The organism is Sedimentitalea nanhaiensis DSM 24252, from assembly GCF_000473225.1.
Lineage (GTDB): Bacteria > Pseudomonadota > Alphaproteobacteria > Rhodobacterales > Rhodobacteraceae > Sedimentitalea > Sedimentitalea nanhaiensis.
This window is the reverse complement of record NZ_KI421509.1, coordinates 2,458,544-2,476,729: the sequence shown is the minus strand read 5'-3', so window position 1 is coordinate 2,476,729 and position 18,186 is coordinate 2,458,544. Positions and strand designations below refer to the sequence as shown.

At 59.6% G+C, this 18,186-nt stretch carries 19 protein-coding genes and 1 pseudogene; 14 read left to right on the top strand and 6 right to left on the bottom strand.

Translation table 11 applies throughout. The features are described 5' to 3' along the window. Positions 1–6: 6 nt before the first annotated feature. Positions 7–339: an Hpt domain-containing protein gene (locus NANH_RS0113965; protein WP_027262598.1), complete on the bottom strand. Its 333-nt coding sequence runs from the start codon at positions 337–339 to the stop codon at positions 7–9. 166 nt (positions 340–505) lie between these two features. Here NANH_RS0113965 and NANH_RS0113960 point away from each other — a divergent pair, with 166 nt between their 5' ends. Then, complete coding sequence (locus NANH_RS0113960; RefSeq protein WP_081710463.1) at positions 506–1,789, top strand: PP2C family protein-serine/threonine phosphatase; 1,284 nt, start codon at positions 506–508, stop codon at positions 1,787–1,789. On the opposite strand, the gene NANH_RS0113955 is transcribed toward NANH_RS0113960, so the two are convergent. Next, complete coding sequence (locus tag NANH_RS0113955; RefSeq protein WP_027262596.1) at positions 1,786–2,232, bottom strand: NUDIX hydrolase; 447 nt, start codon at positions 2,230–2,232, stop codon at positions 1,786–1,788. The genes NANH_RS0113960 and NANH_RS0113955 overlap by 4 nt on opposite strands. Before the next feature lie 77 nt (positions 2,233–2,309). Here NANH_RS0113955 and hslO point away from each other — a divergent pair, with 77 nt between their 5' ends. The 7 genes from hslO (at position 2,310) to NANH_RS0113920 (ending at position 10,738) form a co-directional block, all read left to right on the top strand. Next, entirely contained in the window at positions 2,310–3,296 is a 987-nt protein-coding gene (gene hslO, locus NANH_RS0113950) for an Hsp33 family molecular chaperone HslO (RefSeq protein ID WP_027262595.1), read from the top strand. Continuing rightward, a complete protein-coding gene (locus NANH_RS0113945; protein WP_027262594.1) occupies positions 3,289–3,885 on the top strand; it encodes a CoA pyrophosphatase in 597 nt (198 codons plus the stop codon). The genes hslO and NANH_RS0113945 overlap by 8 nt, the downstream gene beginning before the upstream one ends. After that, positions 3,885–5,036, top strand: a complete 1,152-nt coding sequence (locus NANH_RS0113940) for a CCA tRNA nucleotidyltransferase (RefSeq protein WP_027262593.1) — start codon at positions 3,885–3,887, stop codon at positions 5,034–5,036. The genes NANH_RS0113945 and NANH_RS0113940 overlap by 1 nt, the downstream gene beginning before the upstream one ends. Positions 5,037–5,211: 175 nt before the next feature. Beyond that, positions 5,212–7,050 (top strand): ABC transporter ATP-binding protein, encoded by a 1,839-nt coding sequence (locus NANH_RS0113935; protein ID WP_027262592.1) that lies wholly within the window; start codon positions 5,212–5,214, stop codon positions 7,048–7,050. Then, on the top strand, positions 7,047–8,879 hold the full coding sequence (locus NANH_RS0113930) for an ABC transporter ATP-binding protein (protein WP_027262591.1): 1,833 nt from the start codon (positions 7,047–7,049) through the stop codon (positions 8,877–8,879). Before NANH_RS0113935 ends, NANH_RS0113930 begins: the two co-directional genes overlap by 4 nt. A gap of 39 nt (positions 8,880–8,918) precedes the next feature. After that, positions 8,919–10,148, top strand: a complete 1,230-nt coding sequence (locus NANH_RS0113925) for a class I SAM-dependent RNA methyltransferase (RefSeq protein WP_027262590.1) — start codon at positions 8,919–8,921, stop codon at positions 10,146–10,148. 89 nt (positions 10,149–10,237) lie between these two features. Then, a complete protein-coding gene (locus NANH_RS0113920; protein WP_027262589.1) occupies positions 10,238–10,738 on the top strand; it encodes a L,D-transpeptidase family protein in 501 nt (166 codons plus the stop codon). Between the two features lie 4 nt (positions 10,739–10,742). Here NANH_RS0113920 and dalA read toward each other — a convergent pair whose 3' ends face one another. Beyond that, positions 10,743–11,258 (bottom strand): divisome-associated lipoprotein DalA, encoded by a 516-nt coding sequence (gene dalA, locus NANH_RS0113915; protein ID WP_027262588.1) that lies wholly within the window; start codon positions 11,256–11,258, stop codon positions 10,743–10,745. 168 nt (positions 11,259–11,426) lie between these two features. Here dalA and NANH_RS0113910 point away from each other — a divergent pair, with 168 nt between their 5' ends. Next, on the top strand, positions 11,427–12,029 hold the full coding sequence (locus tag NANH_RS0113910; protein WP_027262587.1) for a L,D-transpeptidase: 603 nt from the start codon (positions 11,427–11,429) through the stop codon (positions 12,027–12,029). A 136-nt stretch (positions 12,030–12,165) separates the two neighbouring features. Continuing rightward, a complete protein-coding gene (locus tag NANH_RS0113905) occupies positions 12,166–12,348 on the top strand; it encodes a hypothetical protein (RefSeq protein WP_027262586.1) in 183 nt (60 codons plus the stop codon). A gap of 71 nt (positions 12,349–12,419) precedes the next feature. On the opposite strand, the gene hemH is transcribed toward NANH_RS0113905, so the two are convergent. Both hemH and NANH_RS0113895 read right to left on the bottom strand, forming a co-directional pair. After that, positions 12,420–13,472, bottom strand: a complete 1,053-nt coding sequence (hemH, locus tag NANH_RS0113900; RefSeq protein ID WP_027262585.1) for a ferrochelatase — start codon at positions 13,470–13,472, stop codon at positions 12,420–12,422. Positions 13,473–13,528: 56 nt separating this feature from the next. Next, positions 13,529–14,347: a methyltransferase domain-containing protein gene (locus NANH_RS0113895; protein ID WP_027262584.1), complete on the bottom strand. Its 819-nt coding sequence runs from the start codon at positions 14,345–14,347 to the stop codon at positions 13,529–13,531. 17 nt (positions 14,348–14,364) lie between these two features. Between NANH_RS0113895 and NANH_RS0113890 the strand changes: the two genes are divergently transcribed. The 4 genes and pseudogenes from NANH_RS0113890 (at position 14,365) to NANH_RS0113875 (ending at position 16,675) form a co-directional block, all read left to right on the top strand. Next, positions 14,365–15,093, top strand: coding sequence for a ComF family protein (locus NANH_RS0113890; RefSeq protein ID WP_027262583.1), 729 nt, complete (start codon positions 14,365–14,367; stop codon positions 15,091–15,093). A gap of 38 nt (positions 15,094–15,131) precedes the next feature. Beyond that, positions 15,132–15,390, top strand: a pseudogene (grxC, locus tag NANH_RS26235) (glutaredoxin 3). After that, positions 15,387–16,238: a carbon-nitrogen hydrolase family protein gene (locus tag NANH_RS0113880; protein ID WP_027262582.1), complete on the top strand. Its 852-nt coding sequence runs from the start codon at positions 15,387–15,389 to the stop codon at positions 16,236–16,238. Before grxC ends, NANH_RS0113880 begins: the two are co-directional and overlap by 4 nt. Further along, positions 16,235–16,675: a MarR family winged helix-turn-helix transcriptional regulator gene (locus NANH_RS0113875; protein ID WP_027262581.1), complete on the top strand. Its 441-nt coding sequence runs from the start codon at positions 16,235–16,237 to the stop codon at positions 16,673–16,675. Before NANH_RS0113880 ends, NANH_RS0113875 begins: the two co-directional genes overlap by 4 nt. On the opposite strand, the gene argE is transcribed toward NANH_RS0113875, so the two are convergent. Then, positions 16,672–17,850 (bottom strand): acetylornithine deacetylase, encoded by a 1,179-nt coding sequence (gene argE / locus NANH_RS0113870; protein WP_027262580.1) that lies wholly within the window; start codon positions 17,848–17,850, stop codon positions 16,672–16,674. The two genes, NANH_RS0113875 and argE, sit on opposite strands and share 4 nt — an antisense overlap. Between the last annotated feature and the right edge of the window lie 336 nt (positions 17,851–18,186).

Sequence of the window (18,186 nt, the reverse complement as noted above, 5' to 3'; positions counted from 1 at the left end):
CGCGTTTCAGGCGGCGATGCGCTGCTTCACTTCAGACAGGAATACTGTCTTTGAGGCGTCGAACTCTGTAACAATCTGTTCAACGTTCACGGTTTCGGCCAGGCCCTGCGCCGATTTGCGCTCGCCATCCTGGCACAGAACGGAAAAGGTCTTGAAGCCCAGGCTCAAGGCGCTGCCTTTGAGAAAATGCAGGTCTTGCTCTAAATTTTCGGGGTCTGGACCCTGTTGAAGGCGGTCAATCACCTCTCCGACTTCTTCCAGAAAAAGCTCTATGACTTCGTCGAAATCCTCGGCACCGACTTCTGCGCGCAATTCGATTACCCGTGACCAATCAATCATGTACATTCCCATTGAACCAAACGCAACGCCTGTAACAGCGTCTACATTTGCGACGTAAACACTCGGTTAATCTCTAGATCGGGATTGGGAAAAATTCGATCTTTCACTCCAAGTTAATATGGGTGGTCGAAGTTAGGGCGGTTCAAAATGTGTAGAGTATTCAAATATGTCCAATATTGCGCCTGAGCCTGATATACAGGCTGAATCCACACCAACGTCGGATTTGGGTGCGATCCGCCGCGTGTTGGTGGTGGACGACAGCCGACTGCAAAGGCGTATTCTGGTTGCATCATTGAAAAAATGGGGATTTGAGGTCATAGAGGCGGACAGTGGCGAGGCCGCGATGGCCATTTGCGAGGCGTCGTCGCCGGATCTGGTGCTCAGTGACTGGATGATGCCAGGGATGAATGGGCTCGAGTTCTGTCAGGCGTTCCGCAAAATGCCGGTCGATTGTTACGGCTATTTCATCTTGCTGACATCCAAGAGCGAAAAGAACGAAGTGGCCGAAGGATTGGGCGCAGGAGCAGACGATTTTCTGACCAAACCCGTCAATGCCGATGAATTGCGCGCGCGGATCTCGGCGGGTGCGCGCATTCTGGACATGCAGCGTCAGTTGTCAGACAAGAACCGTATGATCCTCGAAACGCTGGATCAACTACAGGCGGCCTATGATACCATCGACAAGGATCTGATTCAGGCCAAGAAGATCCAGGAATCGCTGGTGCCAGAGCGATCCCGCAACTTTGGCAAGTCGTGTGTCAGCCTGTTGCTGAAGCCCTGTGGCCATATCGGGGGGGATCTTGTGGGTATGTTTTCGTCTGACCAGGATCAAATCGCATTCTACTCCATTGACGTGTCGGGGCACGGAATCACGTCAGCAATGATGACCGCACGGCTGGGCGGATATCTCAGCAGTTTCTATTTCGACCAGAACCTGGGCATGCAGCGGCAGTTGAACGGCACCTATACGCTGCGTGAACCGGCCGAGGTGGCCGCGATGCTGAATGAAAGGTTCCTGGCGGACACCGGGATCGAGGAGTATTTCACGATGGCCTATGCCGTGGTCGATCTGAAAACCGGATTGCTCAAAATGGTGCAGGCGGGACATCCGCACCCGATGCTATTGCGTCCAAACGGCGAAGCCGAGTTCGTTGGCGAAGGCGGCGTTCCCATCGGGTTATTGCCCGACGTCCCATATGAACAGTTCGAGTTGCAGATGGATCCGGGTGATCGGCTGCTTCTATACTCGGACGGATTCACCGAGGCCCGCTTGATAGATGGCGAAATGCTCGAAGAGCAGGGCCTGGTGGACCTGATCGACAAGACGGGTTCCAGGCAGTCGGGGCACGAGTTTCTGGAGGATCTTTACTGGGCGTTGACCCAGATCATGTCGCCGCAATACGGTTTGGAAGACGACGTTTCCGCAACCTTGTTCGAATACAACGGCTAGCTTTGGGTCTTGGCGTAACGTCTGGCATAGTATCGGTCTCCTGCATTGCCCAACGCCTTGGCTGCGGTGCGTGCGTCCATCCAGCGGGCCGTGTGACCGGATTCGGCAGGCGGGCCCAGGCGCAGAACCGGTTGCGCCAAATAGATCAGACATATTTTTTCCGCCCACAGATCATATTCCGGCATATAGACGAACCGGCGAAAGACCCCGACGCGGCGGGGTGCCGAAATGCGCCAGCCGGTTTCCTCGAGGACCTCGCGATGCAGAGCCGCCACCGGTGATTCGCCGGGATCGACACCGCCTCCGGGCAGTTGCAGATCCGGCTCGGGATCGCTTTGACAGGTCAGCAACAACTGTCGACCACGTGGCAATAGCGCGTAAGCGCCGGGCCTACGTCCATAGCTGCGCCTGGGCACGGGGGGCTCTCCAAAGCGTCGGATCATCGGTTTTACCCTTACATCATCGGTTGCTGCACCTATATAGCCGCAGTATTCCAACCTCCGATGCTGAAGGAAACCCCATGACCCTTGGATCGAAACTCGCGTGGGACGATACCGTTCTGCCATTTCAGCTGGACGCTTCGGACATTCGTGGTCGCGTGGCCCGGTTGGACGGCGTTCTGGACGGCATCCTGAAACAACACGACTACCCGCCTCAGGTCGAGGCGCTGGTGGCTGAAATGGCCCTGCTGACCGCGCTGATTGGGCAGACTGTAAAGCTGCGTTGGAAGCTGTCCTTGCAGGTTCAGTCCAAGGGGGCCGTGCGGATGATCGCGACCGACTACTACGCGCCAAAAACTGAAGGCGAGCCAGCGCAAATTCGCGCCTATGCCAGCTTTGATGCCGACCGGCTGACAGACGAAGCGCCATTCGCGCAGGTGGGAGAAGGATATTTCGCCGTCCTGATCGATCAGGGCAAGGGCAGCACGCCCTATCAGGGCATCACGCCGCTTACGGCAGAATCGTTGACTTATTGCGCCGAAGCCTACTTCGCTCAGTCCGAACAGTTACCTACCCGATTTTCGCTAAGCTACGGGAGATCATCCGAGCCCGGCGTGCCCGAGCACTGGCGGGCGGGCGGCGTGATGTTGCAGCATATGCCCAAGGCGTCACCTTTTGTCGCCAGCGAGGCCGGAAGCGAGAATGTGTTGACGGCAGATGACCTGGTGGATGGTGATGAGGGCGAAAACTGGAGAAGGGCGAACATTCTGCTGGACACGGTGGACGATCTTGAGTTGATCGGCCCGGTCGTGCCGCCGACCGACCTGTTGGTGCGATTGTTCCACGAGGAAGGGCCGCGGGTTTTTGACGCTCAGGCAGTGCGGTTCGGCTGTACCTGCTCGGAGGATCGGGTGCGCCAGAGCCTGTCGATTTATTCCGCGGCAGATATCGAAAAGATGACCACCGACACGGGCCGGGTGACTGCCGATTGCCAGTTCTGCAGTGCACATTACGACCTGGATCCAGCGACGGTGGGTTTCGAGGCAAAAGAGCCAGACTGTGAGTGATATCGTCGACAATCTGACGGCCGCTCTGGCGCGGCGGGGCCACGGATCATCGGATTTTGATCTTAATCCGGATACTGTGTTGCCGGCAGGGCGCATGTTGCGTCCAGCCGGGGTGCTGATCGCGGTGACGCTCGATGGCCTCGAGCCTCGGGTGATCCTGACCAAACGGTCGTCGGCGCTGAAACATCATCCGGGGCAGATCGCCTTGCCAGGTGGCAAGCAGGACGATGGCGACCGCGATGTGATTGACGCCGCCCTACGCGAAGCCCATGAGGAAATCGGTCTGCCGCGCGATCTGCCTGCAGTTTTGGGCACCTTGCCAGAGCATGAGACGGTCACCGGATTTCGCGTTACGCCGGTTCTGGCGGTGGTGCGCCAAGGCTTTGATGTCATACCCGAGCCGGGCGAGGTTGCCGAGGTGTTTACGGTGCCGCTGGACCACCTGATTGATCCCGCCAACTATCTGATCGAATCGCGGCGTTGGAGACGGCAGAGGCGGTATTACTATACCGTTCCCTTCGGACCCTACTACATCTGGGGTGCAACTGCACGGATGCTGCGGGCTCTGGCAATGCGAATGCAGGCATGATGCGGATCACCGAGAGCTGGATCTCGCACCCCGCGACTCAGGCGGTTTGCACCGCCTTGTCGGCGAAAGGCGCGCAGGTCTTGTTTGTCGGCGGGTGCGTGCGCAACGCGCTATTGGGTGTGCCGGTCAGCGATATCGACATCGCAACGGATGCCATACCGCAGGTGGTCAGCCAATTGGCCCGGGCGGCAGGAATCAAAGTCGTTCCCACCGGAATTGAACACGGCACCGTTACGTTGGTAAAAGACGGTTTGGCATATGAGGTCACAACCTTTCGCCGCGATGTCACCACCGACGGACGGCGCGCCGTTGTGGCGTTTTCCGGCGATATCGCCAAAGATGCGATGCGGCGCGATTTCACCATGAATGCGCTGTACGCCCGTCCCGATGGCACAATTATTGATCCTCTTGACGGGTTGCCGGATCTGCGCGCGCGACGTGTGCGCTTTATCGGGCAGGGTGCTGACCGTATCCGCGAGGATTACCTGCGCAGCCTGCGGTATTTCAGGTTTCACGCCTGGTACGGCGATCAGACCGCCGGCTTTGATCCCGACTCGTTGGCGGCGATTGCCGCCAATCTGGACGGGTTGGCGCAATTGTCCCGCGAACGGGTCGGTGCCGAGATGCTGAAACTTTTGGCGGCACCCAACCCGGCTCCGTCGCTGGCGGCCATGCGGTCTAGCGGGGTACTGGCGCAGTTGCTGACCGGGGCAGATGATCGGGCGCTCGCGCCGCTGGTACACCTTGAGGAGGCGGCAGGCGCCGCACCGGATCCACTGCGCCGGCTGGCAGCCTTGGGCGGCACGGAGATAGCCGCCGATTTGCGTTTGAGCCGGGTTCAGAACAACCGTCTGGCCGCGCTGCGCGACGGTGCGATATCTCAGGCTGGAATTGCCGAACTGGGATATCGAATGCCCGTCGATCAGGCGTATGACGCGCTGTTGCTGCGTTGTGCGTTGTTCGAACAACCCTGGCCGGAAACTGCGGCACATCAATTGCAGACAGGCGCGTCTGCCAGGTTCCCGATTTGCGCAAAGGATCTGATGCCCCGCCTCACAGGTGCGGCGCTGGGCGATGAGCTGAGGCGGCTGGAGGCGGCGTGGATCGCATCGGATTTCACCCTGGATCGGGCCGCTTTGTTAAGTTTATGACATTTTGCCGTGACAAAACAACGATCATCGGCTAACCCGTAAGCGCGAAATACGGAGGATGCAAAATGTATTACGGGATCTGGAACAGCCGCGGCTGAAATCCCTGACCCGTTTGGGGGATGGTCTGCCGACACCCTCATTGCATTTTGACGCCCGCTCACCAGGAGCATCCGCTATGTTTCGTTTCTTTGAAAATCTCGTTGACCCTTATTGCGACTATCCCGAACAGGACCGCCCGCCGACCCGGCTGTGGCCCTTCATGCGTGCCTATGCCGAACCCTTTCGCCGGGTGTTTTTCTGGGCCGGGGTGTTGTCGGTCGTTGTGGCTGCGATTGAAGTCGGTCTGATTTATTACATGGGCCGGGTGGTCGATCTGTTGGGTGGAGAGCCCGGTCAGGTGATCGCCCAGTACGGCTGGGAACTGGTTGCGGTCGCCATGTTCATCGTGCTGGTGCGTCCGGCGTTGCACATGCTGGATGTGGCGCTTTTAAACAACGCGATTTTGCCGAATTTCGGCACCTTGATCCGCTGGCGTGCGCACAAGCATGTATTGCGACAGTCTGTCGGCTGGTTCGAGAATGACTTTGCCGGGCGTATTGCCAACCGGATCATGCAAACCCCTCCGGCGGCGGGCGAGGTGGTATTTCAGGTTTTTGACGCGATTTCCTTTTCACTGGCTTATTTTGTTGGCGCGGCGATCCTGTTGGTTGTGGCGGATGTCCGCCTTTTTGTTCCTCTGCTGATCTGGCTGGTATTTTATGCGGCGCTGATCCGCTGGACCGTGTTGCGGGTGGGTCCTGCATCGCAGGCGGCATCCGATGCACGCTCGACCGTGACGGGGCGGGTCGTGGACAGTTATTCCAACATTCATTCGGTCAAGATGTTCGCCCATCACGACCACGAACTGGACTATGCCCGCGAGGCGATCGAAAATACACGCCGCACCTTTCAGACCGAAATGCGAATTTTTACCGTCATGGACATTACTCTGGTGGGTCTGAACGGTTTGTTGATCGTCGGTGTCGTGGGTTGGGCGATCTGGCTGTGGTTTCATGGCCAGACCAGCGTAGGTGCCGTGGCTGCGGCAACGGCGCTGACCCTGCGGTTAAATGCGATGACTGGCTGGATCATGTGGGCGCTGACCACGTTCTTCCGCGAGCTTGGTGTGGTTTCCGAGGGCATGGAGACCATCGCTCAGCCGATCGATCTGGTCGATGACCGCAAGGCCAGTGCCTTGCAGCTGCGCGAGGGACGGATCGAAGTGAGGGATCTGTCACATCACTATGGTCGTGAGGTCGGTGGGTTGGACGGGATTAATCTGACCATTCAGCCGGGCGAAAAGATCGGTCTGATCGGGCGGTCTGGTGCGGGTAAATCCACGTTGGTCAAGCTGTTGTTGCGGTTCTATGATGCCGAAGGCGGGCGGATCTTGATCGACGGTCAGGATATTGGCCGCGTTACACAGGACAGCCTGCGCAGCCATATTGGCATGGTTCAGCAAGACAGCGCGCTGTTGCACCGTTCGGTGCGCGACAACATTCTGTATGGGCGTCCGGATGCCAGCCAAGAGATGGTGATCGCCGCCGCCAAACAGGCCGAGGCGCATGAGTTCATCCTTGATCTGGCAGACCCCGAGGGGCGAACAGGATATGACGCCCATGTGGGCGAGCGGGGCGTCAAGCTGTCCGGCGGCCAGCGCCAGCGAATAACCTTGGCGCGGGTCATTCTGAAGGATGCGCCGATTCTGCTGCTGGACGAAGCCACCAGCGCGCTGGATTCTGAGGTCGAGGCGGTGATTCAGGATACGCTGTACGGCATGATGCAGGGCAAGACCGTTATCGCGATTGCGCACCGGCTGTCCACTATTGCCCAGATGGACCGCATTCTGGTTATGGACCGGGGCCGTATCGTGGAACAGGGCAGCCATTCAGAGCTTTTGGCTCGATCCGGCCTATATGCGCAATTCTGGGCGCGCCAATCCGGCGGGTTCTTAAACGTCGAGGCGGCAGAGTGAAACTTGGTAACCTGATAGATCCGTTTGTCTTCACGGACACGGCCCCACCCCAACGGCTGGGCGCGTTCATCGGCTGGTGTCTGGCCGGGGCCTGGCCGATGCTGTTCATTGCAGCGCTGTTTTCAGGGTTGGCCGGCGGGATGGAGGCCGGCACGGCCTGGATGCTGGGGCTGGTGGTCGACACGGCGATGACCGGAGGTCCCGACGGGCTGTTTTCCGGGCCGAATCTGGTGCGGATCGGGGTGGCGGTGGCGTTCTTTATGCTGGTGCGTCCGATGTTGTTCGGGCTGTCCTCCCTGGCCAACAATTATGTTGTCATGCCCAACGTGACTCCACTGGTTCTGTCCAAGCTCAACCGCTGGACTCTTGGGCAATCGGTCAGTTTCTTTGATGACGATTTTGCTGGTCGCATTGCACAAAAACAGATGCAGACCGCAAATGCGATGACGTCGATTGTGTCCGAAGTGATCAGCGCCATCGTGTTCTCGTTGGCTTCGCTGGTGGGATCGCTGTTGTTGCTCAGTTCGATCCACCCGGCGGTCATGTTGCCATTCGTGGTCTGGCTGCTGGTCTATTTCGCGTTGATTTACTGGTTCCTGCCGCGCATTCGCGTGCTGTCGGCCGCACGGGCCGGGGCGCGGGCGATGGTCACCGGCCAGATCGTGGACACGATCACCAACATCAAAACCGTCAAACTGTTCGCGCATGCGGAACACGAAGACAGCGCTGCCCACGATGCGATGGCCGAACTGCGACACAGGGCGCTGAAGTTCGGAAGCCTGTCGGCCGCGTTCAGGTTTGCGCTGATGACGCTGGCGGGGGTGTTACCGGTGGTCCTGATTGGCGCAACCCTGTTGCTGTGGCGCGATGGCGTCGCTACGACCGGTGATATCGTGGCCGCCGGGGCGATCTCGATCCGCATCGCACAGATGACCGGTTGGGTCAGCTTCACACTGATGGGGATTTATGCTCATGTCGGCGAGGTCGAGAACGGCATGCGAACCCTGACAGCGCGCAACCGGATCGAGGATGCAACAGGTGCCCCCGATTTGCAGGTACCCCGTGGCGAGATTGTGTTTGACGCGGTCGAATTTGCCTATGGTCGCGATGTGGGCGGTGTCCAACGCCTTTCTCTGACGGTCGGGCCGGGCGAAAAGTTGGGCATCGTCGGGGCATCGGGCGCGGGAAAATCGACCCTGGTCGCCCTGTTGCTGCGGTTGTATGACCCCGAAAGCGGACGCATTTCCATCGACGGGCAGGACGTCACAAAGGTCACGCAGGACAGCCTGCGCAGACATATTGGCATGGTCACGCAGGAAACCGCGATGTTCAACCGTTCGGCTCGCGACAACATTCAGTATGGCCGGACCGATGCCGACCACGACGACGTAATCGAAGCTGCGAAACGGGCCGAAGCGCATGAGTTCATTGGCGATTTGCAGGATTTCATGGGGCGCACGGGCTATGACGCCCATTTGGGCGAGCGCGGCGTCAAGCTGTCTGGCGGTCAGAGGCAGCGCATTGCACTGGCGCGCGCCATTCTCAAGGACGCGCCAATTCTGGTTCTGGACGAAGCGACCAGCGCACTGGATTCCGAAGTCGAGGCGTCGATCCAATCGGCGTTGCACCGGGTGATGCAGGGCAAGACGGTGCTGGCGATCGCGCACCGCCTGTCCACCCTGTCCGAGATGGATCGGATCATCGTCATGGACGCCGGGCGCATCGTGGAAAGTGGCAATCACGCCACGCTGCTGGCCAAGGGCGGGCTGTATGCGCAGTTCTGGAATCGCCAATCGGGCGGTTTCATCCAGACCGAGGCTGCGGAATAGGGGCTGTCGCCCTGACCCGGCTTTGGCTATGACGCGCTGATGAACACTCAGCACAAAATCCTGCGGCTTGGCCATCAAGGTGACGGTGTGGCCGATGGCCCGCTCTTTGCGCCGCGTACCCTGCCGGACGAGGTCGTCAGCGGCGCTGTCCAGGGCAATCAGCTGACCGATATTCGCATTGATATCCCATCGCCGGATCGGGTCGCGCCGCCATGCCGCCATTACCGGTCTTGTGGAGGCTGTCAGTTGCAGCACGCCAGTGACCAATTTGTGGCAGAGTGGAAGCAGCAGATGGTGGTTTCGGCGCTATCTGCGCAGGGGTTGTCGGCACAGATGCTGCCAATCGCAATCTCTGCTCCGCGCTCGCGTCGCCGGGCGACCCTGTCGGTGCGGCGCACCAAAAAGGGGGCGCTGGCCGGGTTTCATGCCCGCGCCTCTGACGTCATCACCCAGATTCCCGACTGCCAATTGCTGGATCCCGCGTTGCTGGACGGTCTTCCGGTTGCCGAGGCGTTGGCCATACTGGGCGGAAGCCGCAAGGGCGAACTTTCGGTGACCGTGACCGTAACCGATTCGGGTCTGGATGTAGCCGTTACCGGCGGCAAGTCGCTGGATGGGCCGTTGCGCGCCGCATTGGCGCAGGCGGGCGACGCGCATAAACTGGCGCGCCTGGCTTGGGACAGCGAAACCATCGTGCTGCGCGCGCCGCCAGCACAAACCTTTGGCAACGCCCGGGTCGTGCCTCCTCCAGGCGCCTTTCTGCAGGCCACGCCACAAGGCGAAGCGGTTTTGTTGGAGATGGTTCAGGACATCACCAAAGACGCGGCAAGCATTGCAGATCTGTTTGCCGGATGTGGCACTTTTGCCCTGCCGCTGGCACAAAATGCCCGTGTTCATGCTGTCGAAGGTGATGCTGAAATGGTCGCGGCCCTGGATCGGGGCTGGCGTCGGGCGCAGGGTTTGAAACAGGTCACAACCGAGACTCGCGATCTGTTTCGCCGTCCGCTGATGCGCGACGAACTGGCCCGATTTGACGCGGTCGTTCTGGACCCTCCGCGCGCGGGGGCCGAGGCCCAGGTGGCCGAGCTGACTCGGTCACAGGTTGCCTGCATTGCCTATGTGTCCTGCAATCCGGTTACATTTGCCCGCGACGCGGCCCGTCTGGCCGCTGCGGGTTATCGCCTCGGCCAGCTGCGGGTGGTCGACCAGTTCCGGTGGTCGACCCATATCGAGTTGATCGCGGCCTTTTCACTGCTGGACCGGGCCTGAAGCGGCGCTCTGCCGCAAAAAGTGATTTTGTTTTTTGGCCATACTTGGGTATTCCAAAGATGAGGCAAACAAAAAAACGAGAGCGGTAAATGAAGCGGCGGGTATTCGGGCTTGGAGCGGTTGCAGCACTGGCGGCTTCCGGATGCAGCACAAGTTCAAAATTCAAGGCGTATAATGGCCCCGAGGTCACATCGATCGTAGTAAACAAGGGCGCTCGGCGGTTGTATCTGTTGCACAATGAGCAGATTCTGAAGGACTATAAATTCGAACTGGGATTTGCCCCCGAGGGTCACAAGCAGTTCAGAGGCGATGGGAAGACTCCCGAGGGAAGCTATCTGGTCGACCGGCGCAATCCACGCAGCGCCTTTCATTTGTCAGTGGGCATTTCCTATCCGAATTCGCGCGACATCGCCTTTGCCAAAGCGATGGGCAAGGAACCGGGCGGAGACATATTTATCCACGGGCAGCCCAACCGGTCCAAGGCCAAAGGCCGGGACTGGACCGCAGGCTGTATCGCGGTGCAGAATCACGAGATTGAAGATATCTATGCCATGGTTCCAACGGGCACGTTGATCACCCTGCGCGCCTGATGCGTCAGCCGCCCATCAACAGCGTCCACCAGATCTTACCGGTTCGTTCCTGATACCAGGAGAAGCCCATGTTTGTGGCCTTTGGGTCCATGATGACCTGCCGGGTGCCCGGCTTATCCATCCAAGCGGCGAGGGTCTGCATTTCGGTTTCGAAGGTTTCCGAGATATTTTCACCCAGCATGGTGCCGCCGTAACCTGCGCGCTGTACCCGGTCGATCGGCGATGAGCCATCCGAGCCAAAGTGCCAGGGGCGCTGTTGCACCGACATATCGCGTGAATGGGTCGCGGCCGCAGCGGTCAGCTGCGAATTCAGTTGCACTGGGGCCGCTCCGGCGGCGGTGCGCAGGGCATTTACCGAATCCAGCACCCGATACTGGATCTTGGAGGTGTCGCTGGTCCGAATCTTGTAGGGTTTGGGCAGTGGCATCCCATCGGCACCGACGCGCCCAGACGGGCCTTGTTCGGCGCACCCGGCCAAAACCAGAAAACTGGCCAACAATATCGACAGAACGCGTGCCATGCATCACCTTGCAAATTAAATCATTGTTGCAGATACCCTGCTTTATGGGTGCGCGCAAACTCACAAAACCGGCAACATCTGCCATGACAGCGGTTTGATTTGCGACTGCGACATTCTGGCAATAATATGGACGGCGAGTCGACAACTGAACAGACAGAGGCATTCGAAATGGCACCCAAGCACTTTCCGAACCCGTCGCGCCGTGCGTTCCTTGCGGCCGGGGCGGCCTTTGTCGGCGCACCGGCGCTGGCGCAGGACGTTGTTGCAGAGGATCCGCTGCGCCCGGCACCGGAACCAGAAGCACCGGTCCGGCATAATATTTCAAGCTTTCGCGCCCAGGATTGGCGCTCTCATTTCAGTTCGCTGAACAATGGGGCGATCCTGGTCGATACCACATCACGGGCGTTGCATTACTGGTCCGAGGGTGGCGGCACTTACAAGCTTTACCCCTCTAGCGTACCTCTGAACGAGGAAATGACCCGCCGTGGTCGCACCAGTGTGATTCGCAAGGTCGAAGGCCCCGGTTGGAGTCCGACGCCGTCAATGCTCAAACGAAATCCGGAATGGCCTGCCTATATCCCGCCGGGGCCGGACAATCCGCTTGGCACCCATGCCTTATACCTGAGCTGGAAATACTATCGTATCCACGGTACTCACGACACACGCAAGATCGGACGGCAGTCCTCGAACGGCTGTATCGGCCTGTATAACGAGCATATTGCCGAGCTTTTCGGGATGGCAAATGTCGGAACACAAGTGTTGCTAATTTGACGACATCGCCGGGTTCCTGAGTTGGGACATCACAACAAGCAATTGCAATGTCTGCGTATTGCTGGTTAGAAAAATGCACGAGGTAAGTCTTGGTGCGCGGTTCCCGATGTGGGCCGCGCGAACTCTGGAGGTTAATATGAAGAAACTCGTTCTCGCCGCTGCACTGGCTGCTGCTGCTTCGTCCGCCACCGCCGGCAACTTGGCCGAGCCGATTGTTGAAGCACCGGTCATTGTTGAAGAAACACGCAGCTCGTCGAGCGGCATCTGGCTGCCGCTGATCCTGCTGGTTCTGGTTGGTGCCGCAGTCGCATCCAGCTAAGCTGAGCGTCATGAAATTGAAAAAGGCGGTGGATCTTCCACCGCCTTTTTTGTTGTGTGGGGGTCTGTGGATCAGCTCAGCCAGCCTTGCAGGTTTTCGTCAATGATCTGTGTCAGCGCCGAGATATGCGCATCGTCGTCGTTCAGGCACGGAATATAGGTAAAGGTCTGGCCGCCTGCCGCAACAAAGCTGTCTTTGATTTCTTCGTTGATCTCTTCCAGGGTCTCGATGCAGTCGGCGGAAAAGGCCGGAGCGCAGACCGCTATGTTGGTTTTACCCTGCTTGGCCAGCCGTGCGACTTCTTGCACTGTATAGGGCTGCAGCCACTCCTCGGGTCCGAACTGGGACTGAAAGGTTGTGGTGATCGCGGCATCCTCCCAGCCCAACCGTTCCTTCAGCAGACGCGTGGTTTTCTGACACTGGCAATGATACGGATCGCCTTCGGTCAGATAGCGGATCGGCAGCCCGTGGTAGGAGCAGACCAGAATATCAGGGCGTGTCTGCAAGCCATCATAGGTGCGCTCGACGGATTGCGCCAAGGCATCGATATAGGCCGGTTGGTCGAAATAGGGCGGCACGGTACGCGTCGCTGGTTGCCACTTTTCATCCATCAGGGCCCGAAAGAAAGCATCATTTGCAGTGGCTGTCGTGGCCCCGGCATATTGTGGATACAGCGGAAAAAACAGGATCTTGCGGCACCCCGCATCGATCATGGCGCGGAGCCTGGATTTGGTCGACGGGTTGCCATAGCGCATGGCATGGTCAACCATGACCCGGTCGCCATAGTGTTGTCGCATGGTTTCGGCGATCTTGGCGCTCTGCTGCTTGGTGATTGTCATAAGCGGGCTTTCCCCCGCCTCGTGATTCCAGATCGATTTATAGGCCGCGCCGCTGGTAAAGGGCCGTTTGCTCAGAATGACCATTTGCAGGAGGGGTTGCCATTTCCACTTGGGATAGTCGATCACCCGCTGGTCTGACAGAAACTCACTGAGATAGCGGCGCATGGACCAGTAATCATAATTGTCCGGCGTCCCGAGATTGGCCAGCAGAATGCCGACTTTTTCGCCGGGCAGCGCCGGATGGTCGGCGGGGGCGTGCGTGGGTCGCTTGGGTGCGTCGGGCATGTGCGGGGTCCTGATAAGTCTGGGTTGGGAAGCAGATAGGCGTTTTGGTCGTGTGTTCAATCTGACAGTTTGCCCTCAGTGGTTCGCAGGGCATCGGCCAGCCGCGCCTGGGCCGAACCGGGCCGCAGCGGTTTCGGCTGGCTTTCGTCCGGTGCCCAGCCAGTCAGGCAGATCAGTTCGAAACTGGCGGGCAGCAGACCCGCTTCCGTGCCGAACAATTCAGCATAGAGCGTGTCTGCCGCCTGAAACACGGTGCGGCGGGTGGGGCGGCGCAGCCTGCCGGACAGGGCGTTGGTCTCGCCCATGCCGCGCAGATCGTGCATCAGGTGGCCCAGATCGCGGTACTGCGCCACGCTGATCACGTTGTCGGCCACCGGCAATGCCAGACCTGCGCGCTGCAGCAGGGCACCGCATTCGCGGATTTCCGCCATCGGGGCGACGCGGGGGGACAAGCCGCCGGTCATGCGGCTTTCGGCCTGGGACAGAACCGTGCGCAGTTGATGCAGGGTCTGCCCGCCCAGGAACAATGCCAGGAACAATCCGTCCGGTTGCAGCGCCCGTCGGCACTGAATGATCTGCCCAACCGGGTCGTTGGCCCAGTGAAGGCTCATCGCGTGGATGACCAGGTCATGCGATTCTGCCTGAAGATCCAAGGTTTCGGCGTCCGGAACCAACCGGGCATCGGGCATCGCCGCCGACCAACGATCGGCAAAACCAGTCACGACAGCGGGTGCTGTAAACGCCCTGTTAACCATGGAGAGGCGATCCTGCACCTCTTCCACTGCCATCTGCTGCAGGAACAGGTCGTCCTTGCGCGCGCGTCGACGGTGACGCAACAGGGCAGGGCGGTCAAATATACCGGGTGTGTCGCTCATGAGTGCTAACTAGGCAAATGCTGGCAAGGATTCAAACCGCAGTTTCGTTGTTGTACCCGCCGCGCTGTCTGGGGTGCGGGGCGATGGTGGACAGCGACTTCGGCCTGTGCGGCACCTGCTGGCGCGATACGCCGTTTATTGGCGGCACGATTTGCGAAAGCTGCGGTACCCCGGTGCAGGGCGGAGCCGACGGCTTTCGAATCGAGTGTGACGACTGCATGAAAGCCGACCACCCCTGGTCCGAGGGCCGCTCGGCTTTGCTGTACAAGGACCGGGCTCGCCGTATGGTGCTTGCACTGAAGCACGGAGATCGACCTGAAATCGCGCGCCCGGCGGCGCTATGGATGGCGCGCGCGGCGCGTCCGATGCTGCGTGACGGTATGTTGATCGCGCCCGTGCCGCTGCATTGGACGCGCCTGCTTAAGCGTCGCTACAATCAGTCCAGCCTGTTGGGGCAGGCGCTGGCGCGGGAAACCGGGTTGGCGCAATGCCCCGATTTGCTGGTGCGCAATCGGAAAACGGCCATGCTGGACGGCAAAACCGCGACACAGCGCTTTGACGAGCTTTCCGGAGCCATAAAGGTACATCCGAAACGTCGGCATCGCCTGATGGCGCGGCGGGTGTTGCTGGTGGATGATGTCATGACCACAGGCGCAACCCTTGGAGCCTGTGCGCGGGCCTGTCTTGATGCCGGAGCCGATGACGTTTGCGTACTGACGCTGGCGCGTGTTGCAAAGGCTTCTTAAATCTCCGACAAACGCATTCACACGCAAGGGGCCCAGACATGCAACCGGTCGAAATCTACACCTCTCCTTTATGTGGCTTTTGCCACGCCGCCAAGCGGCTGCTGAACCAGAAAGGCGTCGACTTTTCCGAAATCGACGTGTTGGCGCAACCGGATCGCAAGCCCGAAATGATCCAGCGTGCCAATGGCGGGGCGCACGGTGCCGCAGATTTTTGTTGGCGATCTTCACGTCGGGGGCTGTGACGATCTTTTTGCGCTGGAAAGGGCGGGCAAGCTGGATGCCCTGCTGGAGGCATGACCAGAACGGCGCTTGTCCAGCTGACGTCCGGAGACGATCCGGCCAAAAACCTGCCGATGATTCAGGCCATGGTGGCTGAGGCGGCGGCCAGGGGGGCGGCATTTGTGTTGACGCCCGAGGTCAGCAACTGCGTCTCGACCAGCCGTACGCGGCAGAATCAGGTGCTGCACCATGAAGCCGACGACCCGACACTGGCCGCCCTGCGCCAACAGGCGCAGGATCTGGGCCTCTGGTTGCTGATCGGATCTTTGGGGCTCAAGACAGAGGATTCGGACGGACGGTTTGCCAACCGATCCTTTCTGATTGCGCCGGATGGCTCGATTCGGGCACGGTATGACAAGATCCACATGTTCGACGTTCAGGTCACACCCGAAGAAACTTATCGCGAATCCGACGGTTACCGGCCCGGCGATGCGGCGATTCTGGCCGACACGCCGTTTGGGGCAGTTGGCATGACGATCTGTTATGATGTGCGCTTTGCCCATCTTTACCGCGCTCTGGCGCAAGCGGGCGCGCGCATCCTGACGGTTCCGGCGGCGTTTTCCCATGTGACCGGTGGGGCGCATTGGAATACGTTGCTACGGGCCAGAGCGATCGAAACCGGGTGTTACGTTCTGGCTCCGGCGCAATGCGGACAGCATGCCGCGACCCGAGGCCAGCAGCGGCGCACATTTGGCCACAGTCTTGCGGTGTCGCCTTGGGGCGAGGTGTTATTGGACGGCGGGACTGAGCCTGGCGTGTATGTTTTCGACATGGACGATACGGCGGTCACCGAGGCCCGGCGCAAGATTCCGTCGCTCGGGCACACCCGCCCGTTCAAGGATCCAGAGGCGCAGGGGCGCGCATGAGCGAAGACACCAACGCCCTCGCGGTCACGCTGTTCAGTGAGATCCTGACCGCAGATCAGTTGTTACGATACCGCCTGTCCAAGGTCCTGCCCAAGGGCATGGAAATCTCGCATTTTTCGGTACTGAACCATTTGGCCTTTGTTGGCGACGAACGCTCGCCCGCCCAACTGGCCAGCACATTTCATGTCACCCGGGGGGCCATGACCAACACGCTGAACAAGCTGGAATGGGCCGGATATGTTCATATTCGCCCCGATTGGGACGATGCGCGGCGCAAGATGGTGGCGATCAGCCCGGCGGGCCGTCAGGCGCGCGACCAGGCGATTGCGGCGTTGACCCCGATGATCAATCAGGTTGTGGGCGAGCTTGGAGCCGACAAGGTCCGGACTGTCCTGCCGGTGCTGCGCGAGCTGCGTGCGCGGCTGGAAACCCCTTAGCTGCCTATGGATGTCAGGGCGGTCGAGCGACCCAGGCGTTGGAGCATATCCAGACATAGGCTCAATTGATCCAGGCTGACGAATTCATCCGGTTTGTGCGCCTGATCGATCAAACCCGGGCCGCAAACCGCAACCGACATGCCCATCTGCTGAAACAGACCGGCTTCGGTGCCGAATGGCACTACGTCTGCGCCACTTGCCCCGACCAGACTGGCCACCAGGTCGCGGGCAGCGTTTTGGGGCATCACTTCTAACCCGATCACCTCTCCGATTACTTTGGTTACGATGTTCGCAGAGGGGTGAACCGCCCGCATCATCGGCAACAGATCCTGTTCCACCACCCGCGCCATCGAGGATTTGACAAAGGCGGCGTCATCGTCCTGAACGGGGCGCATCTCCCAATCGACCTCGGCTTTGCCGGCGATCACGTTATGCGCGACGCCGCCAGAGATTCGTCCGACGTTCAGGGTGGTCCAGGGTGGCTCAAAGCGACTGTCGGCGGGCGCGCGCAGCATAAGTTCGCCGCGCAATTGCAACAGCGCATTGACGTAGCGTGCCGCGTATTCCGCAGCGTTCACCCCCCGTTGCGGGGATGACCCGTGCCCTTCCAGTCCCGTGAATCGCGCGGTATATTCACAACACCCCTTGTGACCTTCGATCACCCGCATACCTGTCGGTTCGCCGATAATCGCCATGGCAGGCTGCACACCGCAGCGCTGCAGCTCGGGCACCAGCGCTCGCGCACCCAAACACCCTACTTCTTCGTCATAAGTATAGCTGAAGTGCACCGGCTTGCGCAGATCCAGCGTGGCAAATTCCCGTGCCATGACCGTTGCGGCGGCGATAAAGCCTTTCATATCGCAGCTGCCGCGCCCGTGCAGCCGGTTACCGTTCCGATGCAGCGTGAAGGGGTCGCTGTTCCAGTCCTGATCGGTCACGGGCACCACGTCCGTGTGCCCGGACAGAACCACGCCGCCCGGTTGGTCCGGACCCAAAGTGGCAAACAGGTTGGCCTTGGCTCCGCCCTCGTTCTGAAACAGATCCACGCGCGCGCCGCAATTTTCCAGCCGCGTGGCCAGCTCGGCGATCATCGTCAGATTGCTATCCGCGGAAACGGTGGGGTGGGCGATAAGTTTCTCCAACAGATCGATGGTATCTGGCAGGTGCGTATTCATGGCTTGGCAATCTTGTATTTCGCAGGGCAAAAAGACCTTTGCCGGTGCCGCAAGGCACGCGGTTCGCTCACGAAGATTTCTCGGGGTTCCATCGCGGCGCAAGTCAGCAGCGCACGACCGTCGCGACGTGCGGTGTCAAAGGGCAGAAACAAAAATGGCATCTCAAAATCTCTATCTTTACTAGGGGCAGAAAACCAACTCGGGTGCCGGTTTACCCGAATTGAGGGATCGAACGTATTGCAAATCTGTGAATTTCGTCAGTTTTTCGCGAGAAAAAGATCAATAAATCCAAAAGAAAGAACGAAATTTTTCGATTTGGTTGCATGTTCACCACTC